Annotated in this window: 15 protein-coding genes; 13 read left to right on the forward strand and 2 right to left on the reverse strand. The window is 66.8% G+C overall.

Annotation, left to right across the window (positions count from 1 at the left end; all coding sequences use genetic code 11):
* Positions 1 to 55: 55 nt before the first annotated feature.
* Genes ftsH through ACJJV6_RS09285 form a run of 10 tightly spaced genes read left to right on the forward strand, consistent with a single transcriptional unit; the run spans position 56 to position 9,189 of the window.
* Positions 56 to 2,119: an ATP-dependent zinc metalloprotease FtsH gene (ftsH, locus tag ACJJV6_RS09240; protein ID WP_009358387.1), complete on the forward strand. Its 2,064-nt coding sequence runs from the start codon at positions 56 to 58 to the stop codon at positions 2,117 to 2,119.
* Between the two features lie 9 nt (positions 2,120 to 2,128).
* On the forward strand, positions 2,129 to 2,773 hold the full coding sequence (gene folE, locus ACJJV6_RS09245) for a GTP cyclohydrolase I FolE (protein ID WP_133349606.1): 645 nt from the start codon (positions 2,129 to 2,131) through the stop codon (positions 2,771 to 2,773).
* A gap of 11 nt (positions 2,774 to 2,784) precedes the next feature.
* On the forward strand, positions 2,785 to 3,705 hold the full coding sequence (folP, locus tag ACJJV6_RS09250; protein WP_009358385.1) for a dihydropteroate synthase: 921 nt from the start codon (positions 2,785 to 2,787) through the stop codon (positions 3,703 to 3,705).
* Positions 3,706 to 3,719: 14 nt separating this feature from the next.
* Complete coding sequence (gene folB / locus ACJJV6_RS09255) at positions 3,720 to 4,151, forward strand: dihydroneopterin aldolase (protein WP_407710377.1); 432 nt, start codon at positions 3,720 to 3,722, stop codon at positions 4,149 to 4,151.
* Positions 4,148 to 4,693 (forward strand): 2-amino-4-hydroxy-6-hydroxymethyldihydropteridine diphosphokinase, encoded by a 546-nt coding sequence (gene folK, locus ACJJV6_RS09260; RefSeq protein ID WP_407710378.1) that lies wholly within the window; start codon positions 4,148 to 4,150, stop codon positions 4,691 to 4,693. The genes folB and folK overlap by 4 nt, the downstream gene beginning before the upstream one ends.
* Positions 4,690 to 5,235, forward strand: a complete 546-nt coding sequence (locus ACJJV6_RS09265) for a DUF3180 domain-containing protein (protein WP_133349597.1) — start codon at positions 4,690 to 4,692, stop codon at positions 5,233 to 5,235. Before folK ends, ACJJV6_RS09265 begins: the two co-directional genes overlap by 4 nt.
* On the forward strand, positions 5,216 to 5,728 hold the full coding sequence (locus tag ACJJV6_RS09270; RefSeq protein WP_407710379.1) for a PH domain-containing protein: 513 nt from the start codon (positions 5,216 to 5,218) through the stop codon (positions 5,726 to 5,728). Before ACJJV6_RS09265 ends, ACJJV6_RS09270 begins: the two co-directional genes overlap by 20 nt.
* Complete coding sequence (locus ACJJV6_RS09275) at positions 5,725 to 7,368, forward strand: PH domain-containing protein (RefSeq protein WP_407710380.1); 1,644 nt, start codon at positions 5,725 to 5,727, stop codon at positions 7,366 to 7,368. Before ACJJV6_RS09270 ends, ACJJV6_RS09275 begins: the two co-directional genes overlap by 4 nt.
* Positions 7,361 to 8,254 (forward strand): Rossmann-like and DUF2520 domain-containing protein, encoded by an 894-nt coding sequence (locus ACJJV6_RS09280; protein WP_407710381.1) that lies wholly within the window; start codon positions 7,361 to 7,363, stop codon positions 8,252 to 8,254. The genes ACJJV6_RS09275 and ACJJV6_RS09280 overlap by 8 nt, the downstream gene beginning before the upstream one ends.
* 2 nt (positions 8,255 to 8,256) lie before the next feature.
* Positions 8,257 to 9,189 (forward strand): 4-phosphopantoate--beta-alanine ligase, encoded by a 933-nt coding sequence (locus tag ACJJV6_RS09285; protein WP_407710382.1) that lies wholly within the window; start codon positions 8,257 to 8,259, stop codon positions 9,187 to 9,189.
* 46 nt (positions 9,190 to 9,235) lie between these two features.
* Here ACJJV6_RS09285 and ACJJV6_RS09290 read toward each other — a convergent pair whose 3' ends face one another.
* The gene (locus ACJJV6_RS09290) at positions 9,236 to 9,502 is read right to left on the reverse strand and encodes a hypothetical protein (RefSeq protein WP_407710383.1); all 267 of its coding nucleotides are present in this window, start codon (positions 9,500 to 9,502) and stop codon (positions 9,236 to 9,238) included.
* Between the two features lie 130 nt (positions 9,503 to 9,632).
* Here ACJJV6_RS09290 and ACJJV6_RS09295 point away from each other — a divergent pair, with 130 nt between their 5' ends.
* Positions 9,633 to 10,259 (forward strand): TetR/AcrR family transcriptional regulator, encoded by a 627-nt coding sequence (locus ACJJV6_RS09295; RefSeq protein ID WP_009358376.1) that lies wholly within the window; start codon positions 9,633 to 9,635, stop codon positions 10,257 to 10,259.
* Positions 10,260 to 10,322: 63 nt separating this feature from the next.
* Here ACJJV6_RS09295 and ACJJV6_RS09300 read toward each other — a convergent pair whose 3' ends face one another.
* Positions 10,323 to 12,311 (reverse strand): DUF222 domain-containing protein, encoded by a 1,989-nt coding sequence (locus tag ACJJV6_RS09300; RefSeq protein ID WP_407710384.1) that lies wholly within the window; start codon positions 12,309 to 12,311, stop codon positions 10,323 to 10,325.
* Between the two features lie 229 nt (positions 12,312 to 12,540).
* Here ACJJV6_RS09300 and ACJJV6_RS09305 point away from each other — a divergent pair, with 229 nt between their 5' ends.
* Positions 12,541 to 13,107 (forward strand): type 1 glutamine amidotransferase domain-containing protein, encoded by a 567-nt coding sequence (locus ACJJV6_RS09305; protein ID WP_009357788.1) that lies wholly within the window; start codon positions 12,541 to 12,543, stop codon positions 13,105 to 13,107.
* A 126-nt stretch (positions 13,108 to 13,233) separates the two neighbouring features.
* Entirely contained in the window at positions 13,234 to 14,712 is a 1,479-nt protein-coding gene (locus ACJJV6_RS09310; RefSeq protein WP_407710385.1) for a DHA2 family efflux MFS transporter permease subunit, read from the forward strand.
* Positions 14,713 to 14,784: the final 72 nt, after the last annotated feature.

Consider the following 14,784-nt stretch of genomic DNA (forward strand, 5'->3'; position numbering starts at 1 on the left):
GCAAACTACTCGCCGTGCAGCACTACCAGAAGGGACGGGGCCAGCCCCCGAACAGATGAAAGCTAAGAACTTTTTCAAGGGCCCGGGCATCTGGATCGTCGTCGTGGTCGGTCTGCTCCTGGTGGCTTTTGCGACGCTGGCTCCCGGCGGTGCCGCACGGATCGACACTGACAAGGGCCTTGAACTGCTCGCCGGCGACCAGGTGGAGCAGGCAAAGATCTTCGACGGCGAGAACCGGGTTGACCTGACGCTGCGGGACAACCTGAACCTTGACGGCCAGGACAAGGGCAAGAGCGTCCAGTTCTTCTTCGTGGATGCCCGCGCGGAAGACGTGGTTAAAGCTGTCACCGATGCCCGTCCGGCCCAGGGTTACACGGACCAGCCCATCGAGAGCAACTGGTTCTCCGGCCTGCTTTCCCTCCTGATCCCCGTCATCCTCCTTGGCGCACTCTTCTGGTTCCTCATGACCCGCATGCAGGGCGGCGGCTCCAAGATCATGCAGTTCGGCAAGTCCAAGGCCAAGATGGTCAGCAAGGACATGCCGCAGGTGACCTTCGCGGACGTCGCTGGCTCCGACGAGGCCGTCGAGGAACTGCAGGAAATCAAGGAATTCCTGCAGGAACCCGCCAAATTCCAGGCCGTCGGCGCCAAGATCCCCAAGGGCGTGCTGCTCTACGGCCCTCCGGGTACCGGTAAGACCCTCCTGGCCCGCGCCGTCGCCGGTGAAGCCGGCGTCCCCTTCTTCTCCATCTCCGGTTCCGACTTCGTGGAAATGTTCGTCGGTGTGGGTGCCTCCCGCGTCCGCGACCTCTTCGAGCAGGCCAAGGCCAACTCCCCGGCCATCATCTTCGTCGACGAGATCGACGCCGTCGGCCGCCACCGCGGTGCCGGCATCGGCGGCGGCAACGACGAACGCGAACAGACCCTGAACCAGCTGCTGGTTGAGATGGACGGCTTCGACGTCAAGACCAACGTGATCCTGATCGCCGCCACCAACCGTCCCGACGTGCTGGACCCGGCGCTGCTCCGTCCGGGCCGCTTCGACCGCCAGATCGGCGTGGATGCCCCGGACCTGATCGGCCGCGACCAGATCCTGCAGGTACACGCCAAGGGCAAGCCGATGGCCCCCGGCGTCGACCTCAAGGCAGTCGCCAAGAAGACCCCCGGCTACACGGGCGCGGACCTTGCCAACGTGCTCAACGAGGCCGCGCTGCTCACGGCCCGCTCCAACGCCAACCTGATTGATGACCGTGCGCTGGACGAGGCCATCGACCGCGTCATGGCCGGCCCGCAGAAGCGCAGCCGGGTCATGAAGGAACACGAGCGCAAGATCACGGCGTACCACGAAGGCGGCCACGCCCTGGTGGCGGCCGCGCTGCGCAACTCCGCACCGGTCACCAAGATCACCATCCTGCCCCGCGGCCGCGCCCTCGGCTACACCATGGTGGTCCCGGAGAACGACAAGTACTCCGTAACCCGCAACGAACTCCTGGACCAGATGGCCTACGCCATGGGTGGCCGCGTGGCCGAGGAGATCGTCTTCCACGACCCGTCCACCGGCGCATCGAACGACATCGAGAAGGCCACCGGCACCGCCCGCAAGATGGTCACCGAATACGGCATGAGCGAGCGCGTGGGCGCCGTCCGCCTCGGACAGGGGGGCGGCGAGCCGTTCCTGGGCCGCGACGCCGGGCACGAGCGCAACTACTCGGACCAGATCGCGTACGTGGTGGACGAGGAAGTGCGCCGCCTGATCGACCAGGCCCACGACGAGGCCTACGCCATCCTCACCGAGAACCGCGACGTCCTGGACCGCCTGGCCCTCGAGCTGCTGGAACGCGAAACGCTGAACCAGGCCGAGATTGCCGACATCTTCCGTGACGTCCGCAAGCGCGACTTCCGCGAGGTGTGGCTGTCCAAGGAGACCCGGCCGGTGCAGATGGCCGGACCCGTGGAAACGCCGCGGGAACGGGCCGAACGCGAGGCGCAGGAGGAAGCCAAGCAGGCCCGCCTGGACGAGCCGCTGGATGCCCAGCCCCCGCATCCGCAGGGCGTCCCGGAGGATGCACCTTTCAAGGGCGGGGTCACGGACTCGGGGCCTGACGCCCTTCGCGGCTAAGCTTTCTTCGTGACTTCCTTCGACGACGACGACGTTCCCGCTTCCGCCGACACCCTGGCGGAGGATGGTTCCTCCCATTCCAAGCACCAGAAAGTGGACCGGCCAAGGATCGAGGCGGCCGTCCGCGAAATCCTGCTGGCCATCGGCGAGGACCCCGACCGCGGCGGCCTGGTCGACACCCCGAAACGGGTGGCCAAGGCCTACGCGGAAGTGTTCGCCGGGCTGCACCATGACCCGGCGGACGTCCTGTCCACCACCTTCGACCTGGACCACGAGGAACTGGTCCTGGTCAAGGACATCCCCTTCTACTCCACCTGCGAGCACCACCTGGTGCCGTTCCACGGAATGGCCCACGTTGGTTACATCCCCTCGCATGACGGAAAAATCACCGGGCTGAGCAAGCTGGCCCGGCTGGTGGATATCTACGCCCGCCGCCCCCAGGTACAGGAGCGGCTCACCACTGAGATTGTCGAAGCACTGGTCCGCCACCTCAACCCGCGTGGCGCCATCGTTGTTGTCGAATGCGAGCACATGTGCATGTCAATGCGCGGTATCCGCAAGCCCGGAGCGAAGACCGTCACCAGCGCGGTCCGCGGGCAGCTTCATGACCCGGCCACCCGTGCCGAAGCCATGAGCCTCATCCTCGGAAGGTAACCAAACAGACCATGGACTCACTAGCTGCAGCCCCGGGAACCGGGCCCGCAACCTCGCCGCTGCCCATCCTGCGCAAACCGCGCCCGGCAGCGCGCTTCGAAGACCTTCCCACCGACCGCACCCTGGTCATGGGAATCCTGAATGTCACGCCCGATTCCTTCAGCGACGGCGGCAAGCATGCCACCGCGGACAGCGCCATCGCCGCCGGCCTGCGTATGTTTTACGCCGGAGCGGACATCATCGACGTCGGGGGCGAATCCACCCGCCCGGGCGCTGAGGACGTCAGCCCGGAAGAAGAACAGCGCCGCGTCATTCCCGTCATCGAGGCCCTGGTCAAGGCGGGGGCGCTGGTCAGCATCGACACCACCCACGCCTCCACCGCTGCTGCCGCAGTGGCCGCCGGCGCGGCGATCATCAACGACATCTCCGGCCTCAGCATCGAACCTGAGATGGCCGAACTCGTGGCCGCTTCCAAGGTCCCGTACATCCTCACCCACCGCCGCGGCGACGCCCGGACCATGAATTCCCTAGCGGAATACACGGATGTGGCCGGGGAAGTGGTGGCCGAACTCGCCGGCGTGCGGGACAAGCTCTACGCCGCGGGCGTCAGCCAGGAGCAGATCATCATCGATCCAGGCCTCGGCTTCGCGAAGAACGACGCGCAGAACTGGGAGCTCCTGCAGAACCTGGACCAGCTGGACAGCCTGGGCCACAAGGTCCTGGTAGGTGCTTCCCGCAAGCGGTTCCTGGGAACCCTGCTGACCGTGGCCGGCAAGTCTGCCTCTCCTGAGGAGCGCGACTCCGCCACCGCCGCGATCACCGCCATCTGCGCCTACCGCGGCGCCTGGGCGGTCCGCGTGCACGACGTCGGCGCCAGCCTGGACGCCGTCAAGGTCGCCGCCCGCCTCGCGGCCGCCTCCACAACGACGTAAGGGCCGGGGGACCCATGGACAGGATTACGCTGACCGGTGTGACCGCCGTCGGCCATCACGGCGTTTTTGATTTCGAACGCCGCGACGGCCAGCCTTTTGTCGTGGACGCAGTCCTGTACCTGGACTTCGCCAAGGCGGCGGAATCCGACGACGTCGCCGACACAGCGCACTACGGCGAGGTTGCGCAGCGTATTACCGAATGGGTCTCGGGTGAACCGCTGAATCTGATCGAAGCCCTGGCTGTCAGGATTGCCGACAGCCTGCTGGCGGAATTCCCGCTCCGGGCGGTGGACATCACCGTGCACAAGCCGCAGGCACCCATCGAGGTGCCCTTCGGCGACGTGGCAGTCTCTGTCCACCGCGAGAAGCCCGTGCACCGGGAACCGCCGGCCCGGCGGGAACGGCCCGTGCACGCGGAGAGGCCCGTGGAGGGGGATACGGCGTGAATGCCGGCTATGCCAAGGTGGTGCTGGCCCTTGGCAGCAACCTGGGGGAGCGGAACGACACATTGTCCGAAGCGGTGGGGGACCTCGTTGACCCGCCGGAGGTGCGGCTCCTGGACGTGTCCCCGATCGTCCAGACCAAAGCGGTGGGCGGCCCGCCCGGCCAGCCCGACTTCCTGAACATGGTCATCACGGTGGAAACCAGCCTTTCCCCGCTCGAGCTGCTGGCACACTGCCATGCGGTGGAGAACAAGCACCACCGGGTACGGGAGGTGCGCTGGGGGCCGCGGACGCTCGACGTCGACATCATCACCTATGGCGACCTCCGCAGCGATGACCCCGTGCTCACGCTGCCGCATCCCCGCGCAGCCAGCCGGGCTTTCGTCCTGTACCCCTGGTCCCTGATTGAACCCGCCGCAACGCTGGAGGGTGAACGCATCAGCGCATTGGCTGCCCGGGCTGACGACTTCGAAGACCTGGCGCCGTTCGACGGCTTCGGGGATTTCGACGGCATACCAACGGCCGGGGCGGTGGAGGAACGATGAAGCCCATCAGCCCGCTGCGCCTCCTGCTCATCGGCGTCATCCTGGCCGTTGCCGGCTGGTCCGCCACGGTGGTCACCAGCCGGTACAGCATGGCCACTCCGGTCCTGCCTGCCACCGCCCTCGCCACCATGGGCGTGATCGTGGCCATCACCCTCATCCTGGGGATCCGGGTCCTTCGGTGGCGCAACAGCCTCAAGGACAGCACCAAAAAGAAGACCGTGCTGGATCCGCTCCTGGCCGCCCGCACCCTGGTCCTCGCCCAGGCATGCGCCTACGCAGGCACCGTACTCCTGGGCTGGCACGTGGGCATTTTCCTGGACCAGCTGCGTATCTGGAGCCTCCGCAGCGACCAGGGCATCACCTGGCTGGCCCTGGCCATGGCCGGCGGCGGACTGGTGATGATCGTGGTGGGCCTGCTGGTGGAGCGCTTCTGCCGGATCCCGCCGGAGGACGGCGACACCAAGGGCGTGGACGGCAAGCCCGGCCGCGCGGTCCGCGGGGAAGCCACGGGGGAAGGCGAATATGCATACCGAGGCGATTGATCCGCCGGGCATCGTCTGGCAGCGGGTCTCGCCCAAGTACGTCACGGTCCGCTTGGTGGAGTGGGCCCTGGGCAACGTGGTTGCCGTGCTGCTGCTGTCCCTGCCCCTGGTGTTCGTGCTCTTGGGCTGGTGGATCTGGCCGCCGCTTTGGCTGGCCGTCTCCGTTCCGGCCGGGATGCTCGTGGTTGCTGTCTGGCGGCTGGTGCTGATCCCGCGCCAGGTCCGCGCCATTGGCTATGCAGAACGGGGTGACGACCTCCTGATCCGCACCGGAATCTTCTTCCAGCGCACCATGGCCGTTCCGTACGGCCGGATGCAGTACGTGGACATCGGGGTGGGGCCGGTGGAACGCGGGCTTGGCCTGTGCACGCTCAAGCTGCATACCGCGTCGCCCGGAACCAACGCCAGGATCCCGGGCCTGCCCGCAGCCGAAGGCGCCCGGCTCCGTGAACAGCTGGCAGCCCGGGGCGAAGCCAGGCTGGCAGGGCTGTGACCGCTGACGGGCGGATCCCCGGCCCGGACGGGCCTGCAAACGCGCCCCTGCCGGCCGCCTCCCCGCCGCCCGCTGCAGGCCAGTTGGCGCCCGACGGCGAGTGGCTGCGCGTGCACCCCGCCTCGCCGTTCGTCCGGGGCTGGCTGGCGCTGGTGGCCATCGGTTTCTTCTTCGGCCGCGACATTTTTGAGCGGTCGCTCCAGGGCCGGCCCGTGTTCGAGGAAGAGCTGGCAGGCCGGGCGCCGTTCCTGCTGGCCGGCGGCGGGACCGTGCTGCTGCTCACCGTGCTGGGTTTCGTCCTCACCTGGTACTTCACCAAGTACCAGGTATCCGGCGGCTACGTCAGGGTCAACACCGGCTTCCTTTTCCGCCAGCAGCGGCAGGCGAGGCTGGACCGGGTGCAGGCCATCGACATCGTGCAGCCGCTGCTCGCCCGGATCTTCGGCCTGGCCGAACTGAGGTTCGAGGTGGCCGACGCCGGGGAGTCAGCCGTGCGCCTGGCCTACCTGAAGATCGACGAGGCCCGGCAGCTCCGCGCCACCATCCTCGCCCGGGCCGCAGGTGTGGACCTCGGCCCGGAAGGGGCGGGGGAGGCCGCGCCCGAGGCTCCGGAACTCCCGGTGCTTGCGGTGCCGCCGTCGCGCCTTGTCGGTTCGCTGCTGCTCAGTGAGCAAAGCTTTTTCGTGGCGTTGGGCGCCGTGGTGTCCGTGGTCCTGTCCGCCGTCACGGACAACCAGGGGTTCTACCTGTACCTGATCCCGGCGGCACTGGGCCTCGCGGCCAGCTACTGGAACCTGTTCAACAAGGGCTACAACTTCACGGCCGCCATCTCTCCGGACGGCATCCGGCTGCGGTACGGACTGCTGGACACGCAGGCGCAGACGCTCCCGCCCGGCCGGATCCAAGCCCTGAAGATCACCCAGCCGCCGCTGTGGCGGCCGTTCGGCTGGTACCGGATGCAGGTCAACGTTGCCGGCTACGGCCTGGCGGAGAACGCGGGGGAGGGGACATCGCGCACCACGCTCCTGCCCGTGGGGAAGCTTGAGGACGTCATGGACATGCTCGCGCTGGTGCTGCCGGATCCCGGCACGGACCAGCCGGCTGCTGTTTTTGGTGCCGGCCTCACCGGACTGGATTCCGAGGGCGGCTTCGTCACCACGCCGCGGCGCGCACGGCTTCTTGCCCCGCTGGGCTGGCGCCGGAACGGTTTCACGGCCACCGGCACTGCCCTGCTCATCCGCTCCGGCCGGTGGTGGCGGGAACTTGTGGTGGTGCCGCACCAGCGAACCCAGTCCATGGCGCTGCACCAGGGACCTCTGGCGCGCCGGTTCGGTGTTGCCGACCTGGTCCTGCACACCACGGCGGGCCCGGTCACTCCCCGGCTGGCCCAGGCGGACAGCCACGAGGCACTCGCGCTGTTCGACGCCCAGTCAGCCAGGGCCAGGCTCGCCAGGAAGCGGCAAACCACAGAACAATGGCTCCGGCAGGTGGCACCGGCAGGGATTGAACCGCAGCCGGGTGCTGTTGAACCGGCGCCGGGTGCAGTTGAACCAGCACCGGCCGCAGCTGAACCGGGGCCGGTGGTCCAGCCCTCGGAAAGCCCTGCCCACCGTCAACAGGAAGGCCGCCAGCATGGCTAAGCCCGGACGCCTCGGCGTAGGAATTATTGGTGCAGGGAAAGTGGGGGCGGTCCTTGGCGCCGCCTTGCGCGCGGCGGAACACGCCGTCGTCGGGGTGTCTGCGGTGTCTGACGCAAGCCGTGAGCGGGCTGAATCGCTGCTTCCCGGCGTTCCGGTCCTGCAGGTGCAGGAAATCGTGGAGCGCGCGGAACTGGTGCTGCTCGCAGTGCCGGACGATGCCTTGCCGGATCTCGTAGACGGGCTGGCCACCCTGGGTGCATGGCAGCCGGGCCAGCTGGTGGCACACACGTCGGGCCGGTTCGGGGTGGGCGTCCTGCATCCCGTGCGTGCCGCGGGTGCGGTTCCGCTGGCACTGCATCCGGCCATGACCTTCACCGGGATGAGCCTTGACCTTACCCGGCTGCTTGACTGCACCTTCGGAGTCACCGCGGACGCGGCCATGCTTCCCATTGCCCAGGCACTGGTGGTGGAGATGGGGGCGGAACCGGTGGTCATCGCCGAGGCAGACCGCACGCTTTATCACGCAGCGCTGGCGCACGGTTCGAACCACCTGGTGACCCTGGTGGCGCAGGCCTCCCAGCTGCTGGGCGAGGTGGGCGTGGAGCAGCCTGAGCGCATGCTTGGCCCGCTGCTGCGCGCCACCCTGGAAAACGCACTGGCCTCGGGCGAATCTGCCCTGACCGGACCTGTGGCGCGTGGCGACGTCGGAACCGTGCGCGCGCACGCGGAAGCTTTGCGCGAGTACGACGGCGGCGGGCAGGGCGACGTGCTGGAGGCCTACCTGGCGATGGCACGGGCCACGGCGCGGCGGGCCGAAGGGCGTGGACTGTTGAAACCCGATCAGCTGGACGGGCTGCGACACGCCCTGGAACAGAGGGAGGACTGACGATGCCCATCAAGCTCGTGACCACTGTGGCGGAACTGCACGCTGAGAGTGCCCGGCTCCTGGCCGCCAAGCGGGGCGTGTCCCAGGCCCTGGTGCCCACCATGGGCGCGCTTCACGAGGGCCACGCCGCCTTGGCGCGTGCCGCCGTCGCGCAGAACGACGTGGTGGTGGCCAGCATTTTCGTCAACCCCCTGCAGTTCGGCGATGCAGTGGACCTGGACCGCTATCCGCGCACGCTGGACGCTGATCTTGCGCTGCTGGACGCCGAAGGGGTGGACCTGGCTTTCGCGCCTTCGGTGGAAGAGGTCTACCCCGGCGGGGAACCGCTGGTGCGGATTACGTCCGGACGGCTGGGGGAGAAGTGGGAGGGCGCGTCCCGCCCCGGGCACTTCGACGGCGCCCTCACCGTGGTGGCGAAGCTGCTGCATTACGGCATCCCTGCCGCGGGGCTCCCCGGTTCCGGTCCGGAGATAGCCGATGCCGCCGGGACCCGGCTCCCGGCCTACCGCGCATACTTCGGGCAGAAGGACGCCCAGCAGCTGGCGCTGGTGCGGCGCATGGTGGCTGACCTGAACTTCCCGGTGGAGATTGTGGGGGTTCCCACCGTCCGGTCGGCGGAAGGCCTCGCGCTGTCCAGCCGTAACCGGTTCCTCTCGGACGATGAGCGGGAGGCGGCGCTGGTGCTGTCCCGGGCGCTGCGGCTGCTGGAGGCGCGGGCCGCCGCGCGGGAGCCGCTGGACCTGGAATCGGCCGTAGACCTGGTGAAGTCCCAACCGCTCGTGGAGCTGGACTACGTCGATGTTGTGGATCCCGCCACCCTGGAGCCGCTTGCCGAGAACTGCCGCGAGACCCCGTTCCGTGGTGAGGCGCTGGCACTCATCGCCGCAAAGGTGGGGCCGGTACGCCTGATCGACAACGCGCCCCTGAATTCGTGACCGGCATCCCTGGATCCGCGACCCGGCGCAGGGGCCTTTCCGTTGGCTACAGTCCGGGGTGCTCGCGGTTGGTCATGAGCTGTTCGAGGAGTGCCCGCTCGGGGCGGCCGGGGTTCCGGGCCACGCACCGTCGTAGCCTCGCGCGGGAGAGCTCTTCTCCGGGGTCCTTGCTGCAGAGCAGTTCATCGATGATTTCCTGTGCCTGCCATCGGAGGGATTCGATGGCGAACTGCCTGATCTCGGCAGGGGTATCGCCGGCCATCCAGGGGTCGGGATCCGAAGGCACGCTTTGGAACAACCGCTCTGCTGACATAGGGGCCTCCTTGCACCAATCCGAAGTGGCCGGTGTGGCTGGCCTCCACGGTGTCCGTAGCACTGCGCGTAGGAAAAACATTACAGCGGGAAAGACCGGTCTGTCTTCCCCACGATAGACTGGAATTGCGATGAATCCCGAGGCAGAATTCACACCGCCTGCCGCCCCTCCGGCGGCAGATGCGGCGATCAGTCCTGCCGGCTCCGTGGAGAAAATCCTGACGGTCGCCTATGACCTCTTCTCCAGGCGGGGTGTCCGCGATGTGGGGGTCAACGAGCTGATCGAGAAGTCGGGCGTGGCCAAGGCGACGTTCTACCGGCACTTCCCGTCCAAGGATTCCCTGGTCCTGGCCTTCCTTGAGCAGCGTGACAAAGAGTGGACCGTCAAGGCCATTGTTTCCGAGGCCCGCCGCCGCGGCAGCACTCCCGAAGAGCAGCTGCTGGCCATCTTCGACGTTTTTGGGGACTGGTTCCTCCGGGAAGACTTCGAGGCCTGCTCCTTCATCAACGTCCTGCTGGAGATGGGTCCGGCCCACCCGCTGGGCCAGGCCAGCATCGACTACCTGGCGAAGATCCGGGGCCATGTGCAGGTGCTGGCGGAGGAAGCCGGGCTAGTCCGTCCGGAGGAGTTTTCCCGGTCCTGGCACATCCTCATGAAGGGGTCCATCATTTCCGCTACCGAGGGTGACATGAAAGCCAACAAGCGCGCGCAGCAGATGGCGGGCTGGCTGATTGAGCACCACCGGCCCGGTTCCTGATTCGCTAACCGTCGTACCGCAGGTTTGCGTGGCTTCAGCCGTAGCTGGGTTCTTCGGGCGCGTTCAGGTGTGAAGCAAGGATGGGACGCCTGAAGCCCAATCGCTAAGGGTCCTGCCCCTGAGGGTTAGGTCCTTTTCTGGATCCGGTGGGAGTTCGATGGGCATGTTGTAGAAGTCGTCCCAGACGGGGTCGTAGGGTGCGATGTCGTCGGCGTCGATGAGGTTGTCGTCTTCTGGTTCTTCCCAGGATGGCTCTTCACATGGGGGATCCAGCAGATGCGGCACAGTATTCATCTCCTTGAGCAGGACGTTGTCTGGCCAGGTGGTTGGTTCCCGGTCGGGTTGTTCGGCGGGGTAGGTGCGGCCGGTGGGTGAGGTCCAGCTTGGTGGTTCGTTTTTTGTTGCTTGGGTGGGTGTCCAGCCGCTGTTGTGTTTAAGCCGGTGGTGCTTTGGGCAGAGTTGTGCCAGGTTGCTGATTCCGGTGGTTCCGCCGTGTTGCCACGCTCGGAGGTGGTCGGCTTCGTTGTCGAGGGCGTTGTTGTTGCAACCGGGGAAGGTACATTTGCCGTCCCTGAGGGCCAGGGCTTGCCGCATTGCTTTGGTGAGCCGGTAGCTGGTGCGGCCGATTTCCAGTGGGGCGCCGTCGCGCGGGTCGATGAGGACGCGGGTGAAGGACTCTGCTCCGTCGGCGAGGAGTTTGCGGGCCATCGACGCGGGGATCGGGCCGTAGCCGTCGAGGGTGGCCGGTTCGTCAGTCATGCCGAGCAGGGCGAACACGGGGACGGTGACGAGGACGTCGGTGCGGGGTGTGGGGACGTTCCCGGTTTCGGGGCTGGCGTCAGGGGACGTGGTGGTGATGCTGGTTCCTGCCTGGCCGCTGGTGTTGGTGCTGGTTCCTGCTTGGCCGGCGCTGTTGTCCTGGGTGGCAGGGTTACTGGTTGCGTCGATGTGACTGTTGGTTCCGAGGTGAGTGTTGTCGGGGATGCCGAGGTCCGCTGCTGGTTCGTCTGATCCGACGAGTGTGGCGAGCCCGAGGAATTCATCCGGGAACTGTTCCTCCGCAACATGTTGAACCTCGTCGCCTTCCGTGTCCCCGCCACCGGCGCCTGTCGTGTCCCCGCCGCCGGCCGGGGAGGCCATGCTCAGCCCGGAGCCGGAGCCGGAGCCGGTGCCGGTGCTGGCGTCTGTGGTGGTTGTTGTGGCTTGGGCGGGGGCGAGGAGGCGTCGGGCGACTTCGTCGGCCCTGATTTGGGAAAGAGTGCGGGTTTCGTTGGGGCCCTGGAGGCCGCGGGCGATGGCTGTAGTTTTGTTCCAGGCCGCCAACGCGCAGTCTGCCCGCATATAGATCGCGAACCAGGCCATGCCGTCGCGGTCGGGGGTGAATTCGACCCGCCGGTCGGCTGCGGATTTGGTGTGGCGTTTTTCGATGGAGTCGGGGTGGTGGCGTTCGCGCCAGGCTCGGACCTTGGCCCGCAGCCGGGACGGTACAAGGTTCGCGGCGGGGCAGCCGCGGGCCGGGTTCGGTGCGTCGGGGTCCAGGAAGTGGTCCGCCAAGGCTACGGCGGCGGGATGGTCCAGGGCCTCGGTTTCATCGGCGATGATCCTGGTCTGCTGCCACGACAAGGACCCGGTAAACAGGGCCTCGTACACGGATGGGAGGGCGCAGACCCGACGGGCCTGGGTGATGAACGCCCCTGCTGCTCCGGAGCTGATGGTCAGGACCCCAGCGATTTCTTCCACTGTTGATATTTCCGCATACGTACGGTCCTGGGTGGAGGCGTCGGGCGGGGTCATGGCCTGCTGCAGGTCAAGGCACTGGGCAGCGTCCCTGGCCTTGAGCGCGGTGGTCTGTGCCTCAAGCTTGGATTCCAAGCCCAACCGGTCCAACCGAAGCTCATACAGTCGGCCGAGAACATCAACCCCGGATCCGTCCGCATCTCCATTGGCATGCACGGTCTTCAAGGCTGCTTCTTCAAGGAACAGCGCGTTGATGGCAGCTGTGGTGGCAAAAACGCCCTCCATCGGTGCCGCTACTACTGCGCTGTTTCCCATACCTAAATCATCGTGGGAGGGTACGACATTCTTTCGGCGCCCGGCACAGGATCGAGGCCAAGCCACGCCAGCCCGCCGCCGTCGTCATTCCCCAATCCCAGCCGAGGGGATAGTCAGCTTGCTTATTACTTTCGCGCTTCCTAGGCTGGTAACTGTCAGGCAATCAACTCTCGCTGCGGAACCTGGCGCGCCAAAAGCGGGCCCGGGCCGCCTCAGATGAGGAGGAACAATGTCAGAACACAACATCGCAGGCAAGAAGGTTGCATTCCTGCTGACGGACGGCGTGGAGCAGGTTGAACTTACCAGCCCCTGGCAGGCCGTGAAGGACGCCGGCGGACTGCCCACGCTCGTGGCCCTCAAGAGCGGCAAGCTGCAGGGCTTCAAGGGCACGGAAAAGGGCGACACCTTTGACGTCGACCTCACTGTTGCCGAGGCCAACGCATCAGACTTCGACGCACTGGTCCTGCCGGGCGGCGTTGTCAATGCGGACCACCTCCGCGTGGACAAGGATGCGCAGAGCTTCACCCGCAGCTTCTTTGAGCAGCACAAGCCGGTCGCCTCGATCTGCCACGGGCCGTGGATGCTCATCGACGCCGGCGTGGTGCGCGGGCGGAACGTCACGTCCTACCACACGCTGGAAACAGACCTGAAGAACGCCGGGGCAAACTGGACGGACCAGGAAGTGGTGGTTGACCAGGGCCTGGTGACAAGCCGCAACCCTGACGACCTTCCGGCATTCAACAGCAAGCTGGTGGAGGAAATCTCCGAAGGCCAGCACGCAGGCCAGACGGCCTGACACCTTCTGTTCCCTCAGGGTTTGAAAAAAGATCCGGTGCGGAGGAATTACTCCAGCCGGTAGAGTGTTGGCATCTGCAGCGGCCATGTTCGCGCACCACACTCATCACTCCCTGAGGGAACACTCATGTCTACCGAAGTCTCGCCGAACGCCAGCGGCCAATCCGTCCAAGCAGAAGGAACACAGCCCGCCGCGCCGGAGAAGATGTCCCGGGAGTCCGTGACCATCATCAGCACGCTGCTGGTGGCCACGTTCGTGGTCATCCTCAACGAGACCATCATGAACGTCGCACTCCAGCGGCTCATGGTGGACCTGCAGGTGGACGCCCCCACCGTCCAGTGGCTCTCCACCGGGTTCATGCTGACCATGGCAGTGGTCATCCCCACCACCGGCTTCATCCTCCAGAGCCTGTCCACCCGCAAGGTCTTCATGCTGGCCATGGGACTGTTCGCCGGCGGCACCGCCCTGGCGGCCGTGGCTCCCGGATTCGAGATCCTGCTGCTCGCCCGCATCATCCAGGCCGGCGGCACGGCGATCATGCTGCCGCTGCTGATGACCACCATCCTCACGCTGGTGCCGATGGCCAAGCGCGGCGCCGTGATGGGCAACGTCAGCATCGCCATCTCGGTGGCGCCCGCCATGGGGCCCACTGTTTCAGGCCTGATCCTGGAGCACTTCACCTGGCGCTTTATGTTCGTGTTCGTCCTGCCGGTGGCCCTGGCCGCCCTGGCAATCGGCGCCAAATACCTCACCAACGTTGGTGAAGCCGAGCGGACCAAGCTGGACTTCCTCTCCGTCCTCCTGACGGTTCCCGCGTTCGGCGGACTGGTCTACGGCCTGAGCCAGATCGGCGGCGGCCACGGAGGTCAGGCCGGCCCGGGTGCGGGCGCCATCACGGCCCTCGTGATCGGTGTTGCCAGCCTGGCAGTTTTCGTCCTGCGGCAGCTCCGGCTGCAGAAGGCCGAGGCGCCGCTGCTGGACCTCCGGGCGTTCAACTTCCGGATGTTTACCGTCTCGGTGCTGCTGATGGTGGTGGCCATGATGGCGCTGTTCGGCGGCGTCATCCTGCTGCCGCTCTACCTGCAGGAAGTCCGTGGCCTGGGATCCCTGGAAACGGGCCTGGCGCTACTGCCGGGCGGCCTGGCGATGGGCCTGCTGGGCCCGGTTATCGGCCGCCTCTTCGACAAGGTGGGCCCACTGCCGCTCACGGTCACCGGTTCTGTTCTGATGGTCGTTACCCTCTGGCAGTTTTCAATGCTCGACGCCGGCACGGCAGTCTGGTGGATCGTCACCCTGCACGTGGGGCTGAGTTTCGGGCTGGCGCTGCTGTTCACTCCCGCGTTCACCACCGGCCTGAACCCGCTCCCGCCGCACCTGTACTCCCACGGGTCGGCGATCATGAGCACCACCCAGCAGGTGGCCGGCGCCGCCGGAACCGCCCTGCTGGTGTCCATCTTCGCGGTGGTGTCCGCGACGTCGGGCCTCGTCGCCGGGATGAGCGCCGCCTTCCTGACGGCAACCGTCATAGCCTTTGCCGCCGTCGTGCTTTCGGCGATGATGCGCAAGACGGAAGGCGCCACGGCAGGCCACGGCGCCGGGCACTGACGCGGCGGTTGAGCCTGTCGAAATCACAGGAGGTTTCGACAGGCGGGTTTCGACAGGCTCAACCGCCGATGG

It is taken from the genome of Arthrobacter nitrophenolicus (assembly GCF_045833485.1).
Classification (GTDB): domain Bacteria; phylum Actinomycetota; class Actinomycetes; order Actinomycetales; family Micrococcaceae; genus Arthrobacter; species Arthrobacter nitrophenolicus.